Annotated in this window: 3 protein-coding genes and 2 pseudogenes; 2 read left to right on the forward strand and 3 right to left on the reverse strand. The window is 64.8% G+C overall.

Translation table 11 applies throughout. The annotated features are described in order from the left end of the window. Window positions 1–440: pseudogene (locus AC2VOU_RS17970) on the forward strand (integrase catalytic domain-containing protein); the annotation flags it as partial. Window positions 441–492: 52 nt separating this feature from the next. Here AC2VOU_RS17970 and AC2VOU_RS17975 read toward each other — a convergent pair. Then, window positions 493–1,920, reverse strand: a complete 1,428-nt coding sequence (locus AC2VOU_RS17975; protein WP_486958596.1) for an FAD-binding oxidoreductase — start codon at window positions 1,918–1,920, stop codon at window positions 493–495. Window positions 1,921–2,054: 134 nt separating this feature from the next. Here AC2VOU_RS17975 and AC2VOU_RS17980 point away from each other — a divergent pair, with 134 nt between their 5' ends. Continuing rightward, window positions 2,055–2,450, forward strand: a complete 396-nt coding sequence (locus tag AC2VOU_RS17980) for a DUF732 domain-containing protein (RefSeq protein ID WP_486958597.1) — start codon at window positions 2,055–2,057, stop codon at window positions 2,448–2,450. Here AC2VOU_RS17980 and AC2VOU_RS17985 read toward each other — a convergent pair. Together AC2VOU_RS17985 and AC2VOU_RS17990 are read right to left on the reverse strand one after the other, a co-directional pair. Continuing rightward, window positions 2,447–2,719 carry a DUF3017 domain-containing protein gene (locus AC2VOU_RS17985; RefSeq protein WP_486958598.1) on the reverse strand — a complete coding sequence of 91 codons (273 nt, stop codon included), beginning with the start codon at window positions 2,717–2,719 and terminating at the stop codon, window positions 2,447–2,449. The two genes, AC2VOU_RS17980 and AC2VOU_RS17985, sit on opposite strands and share 4 nt — an antisense overlap. A gap of 2 nt (window positions 2,720–2,721) precedes the next feature. Then, window positions 2,722–3,288 (reverse strand): annotated as a pseudogene (locus tag AC2VOU_RS17990) (bifunctional methylenetetrahydrofolate dehydrogenase/methenyltetrahydrofolate cyclohydrolase); the annotation flags it as partial. Window positions 3,289–3,338: the final 50 nt, after the last annotated feature.

Here is a 3,338-nt window from a genome sequence, read left to right on the forward strand (position 1 = left end):
AACGACGGCTGTCACGTCGAGCAGAAGAACTGGGCGGTGGTCCGTCAGGTGGTTGGCTATCACCGCTATGACACCGCCTCAGAACTGTTGTTACTCAACGAGATTTGGCAGCTTCAGTCCAAGCTCACCAACTATTTCTACCCGCAGCAGAAACTGATTTCCAAAGTCCGTGACGGTGCCAAGGTGTCCAAGAAATATGACACTGCTACGACCCCGTTTCACCGCGCGATCGATCATCCAACCACGACCGAGGGCCGAATAGTAGGCCTGGCCACAGCCCACGCCCGCATCAACCCCGCCGCCACCCAACGTCAGATCCAAGCCCTGACCGCCCAGCTACTCAAAATGGCCACCAGCAAAGCCGGACCCGCGAACAAGCCCCTGTCCCTAAGCGCGCACGTTCACATGAGGCAACGAATCGGCCTTCGCGCGCATCTTGACATGAGGCAATACGCCCCCGCCAGAACACCAACTGTGGACAACTGCCACCCCTCAAACCGGCATACCGGAGGACATCACCCGGCCGGGATCGTACTTCTGCCGAACGGAGTCAAGCCGTGACAGATTCGGGCCGAAGTAGCGCGACGCAGGCTGTCCCGCCTCGAGGTAATTCACATACCCGCCAACCGAGTACGGCTGAACGGCCCGGTGCGCGGCGGCGAGCCAGTCGCGAGCACCCGAGACATCGGACGTCTCGACGTACCACTGCACCAACGACGACTGCCGACGCCACGGAAACGCGGATGCACCCACCGGTACATCGGCGAGGGCGCCGTCCAGCGTGTGCATGATCGCGAGCATGCGACCCACCCCGCGCGGAAACGCCTCGACCGCCGCTGCGATCCGCTGCGCGGCGGGGGGCGTCAAAGACGCGAAAACGTCAGAGCCGCCGACATATCCGAGCGGTGCCGGGTTGAGATTGTTGACCGCAAGGTAATTCGTCAGATCCAGGTAGTTGGAGCTATGACTCTCCATGCCGGTCGGCTGGATACCGGCGGCCGCCGTGATGGCCGACGCCACACCGGCCCCGGATCCGGCCGGACTGGTCGCCAGAATGCGGCAGTGCGTACCCATCGGTTCGACGGTGGCATCCGCCAGCGCCCAGCAACTACGGTCCGCGGTCCGCAGCCAGTTCTGCCACCCCATCAGCACCTGGGCGAACGACTGCGGCGGGAAGTCGAGGTTGACCACATCGACCTCGCCGGCCGGGAACGTCGCAAACGTCAACGAGGTTGTGACACCGAAGTTTCCACCTCCGCCACCCCGCAATCCCCAGAACAGGTCAGGTTGCGAATTGCCGGACGCGGTCACGGCCTGACCACCCGGCAACACCACCGTGGCCGACCGCAACGCGTCGCACATCAGGCCGGCGTGCCGCGACTGCGCGCCAAGCCCGCCGCCCAGGGCGTGACCCGCTGCACCCACCGACGGGCAGGTGCCCGTCGGAATCCCCCGTCCCGCGGCAGCCAACACCTGGTGCATTGCATGCAGACTCGTCGCGGGCGGCACAGTGATCAGCCCGGTCGCGGGATCGTAGTCGACACCGCCGGGCAACTGACGCAGGTCGAGCACCATCGCGCCGTTCGCGGTCGAGGCTCCGACGTAGGAGTGCCCGCCGCCGCGTGGAGCGACCTTGAGGTTGTTCGCAGCGGCGAACGCCATCGCCTTCTGCACATCGGCCATCGAAGTCGGGACGACGACAGCTGCCGGCGTCAACCCGTTGTAGTTGGTATTGAAAACTGATTTGGCCGAACCGAATTGCGGAGAATCTGGCTGAATGACCGGACCACCGATAGACAGTCCCTCCCAGCCAGAGGCGACCGGCGCAGCAACGGCACGACCTGAGCCGACAACTGCGCCGGCGGCCAGCGCCCCTATCGCTGCGCGTAGAAAACTTTGACGCGAGACCATACCCGTCATGCCCGAATTGTCATGCACGCGAGACAAAGAACCGCCTCGGCGCTGCGCGCAGACCCGCGTGTCGCCCCAAACGTGCGCGAACCTTTACCCCGCCGTGTTCTCAGCGTGATTGGGGTAGAGCACAGTTCGTGGATATGGGGATTTCGTTGCTCAGTAATCAGCCGATCGCCGTGCGCGCGTTGATCGGTGTCGGCGCCCTCATCACTGTCGCCACCGCTTTCTCGATACCTGGCGAAGCAGATCCCAGCGACGACAACTTCATTGATGCGCTCAGCCACGCCGGCATCGAGTACGGCGAACCCGGCAACGCGATGGCGGTCGGCCAGTCCGTCTGCCCAACGCTCGAACAGCCCGGTGGCAGCTTCGCCGCCGCGGCATCAGGGGTCGCACACAGCGGTATGTCTCCGCGGGCGGCCCGGATGTTCACCACGATCGCGATTCGAACCTACTGCCCGGAGCAGATGGCAAACCTGTTGGGCGGCAACGGCTTACCGGGCGTAACGGGAGTGCCGGGAGTGCCGGGAGTCTAGCGAGTTCCCAGCGGATCGATCGTCCAGGCGATGTAGACCATCGCCGCCGCGACCGACGCCATCGTGGCGAAGTCAATCGCCTTACTGCGCACCACCAGTAGTCCGGCCCGCTCATCCGTCAAAGCCAGTCGCAGCACCGCCGCCACGCCGACCCCGACCCCGATCAACAACGAGCCGCGACGCCAGAAATTGGCCGCTGCCAAGCCGAATGCCACGACGAAGATGAGGACCACCCACAGAAAAGGCCATTGCGGCCGCAGCCAGCGCATCCTCAGCGGCCTTCGGCCAACTCGACGACGTTGGTCAACAGGAACGCCCGGGTCAGCGGGCCCACCCCACCCGGATTCGGCGAGACGTGGCCCGCGACCTCCCAGACGTCGGGATGCACGTCGCCGGTGAGCTTGTCATCGACCCGGCTGACGCCGACGTCGATCACCGCGGCGCCAGGACGCACCATGTCGGCGGTCAGCATATGCGGTACACCGACACCGGCGACAATGATGTCGGCCTGCCTCGTCAGCGCGCCAAGATCGCGGGTTCCGGTGTGGCACAACGTCACCGTCGCGTTCTCCGACCGTCGGGTCAGCAGCAGGCCGAGCGGTCGACCGACCGTCACACCGCGGCCGATCACGACGACGTGCGCGCCGGCTATCTCGACGCCGAAGCGACGCAGCAGGTGCACGATCCCGCGCGGAGTGCAGGGCAGCGGGGCGGGGTCCATCAGCACCAGCCGACCCAGGTTGGTCGGGTGCAATCCGTCGGCGTCCTTGCCCGGATCGATACGCTCCAAAGCAGCGTTCTCGTCCAAGACTCAAGGGAGCGGCAACTGGAAGATGTAGCAGTTGCTCTCGTGATTTGCTTTGATTTAGTAGATGGTCTCGTTGAGCT

This window comes from Mycobacterium sp. TH-M25, assembly GCF_057473665.1.

What these genes read in the sequence shown, in the direction of transcription:
- AC2VOU_RS17975 (WP_486958596.1), bottom strand. Translation starts at nt 1,920, where the DNA reads ATGACGGGTATGGTCTCGCGTCAAAGTTTTCTACGCGCAGCGATAGGG.
- AC2VOU_RS17980 (WP_486958597.1), top strand. Translation starts at nt 2,055, where the DNA reads ATGGGGATTTCGTTGCTCAGTAATCAGCCGATCGCCGTGCGCGCGTTG.
- AC2VOU_RS17985 (WP_486958598.1), bottom strand. Translation starts at nt 2,719, where the DNA reads ATGCGCTGGCTGCGGCCGCAATGGCCTTTTCTGTGGGTGGTCCTCATC.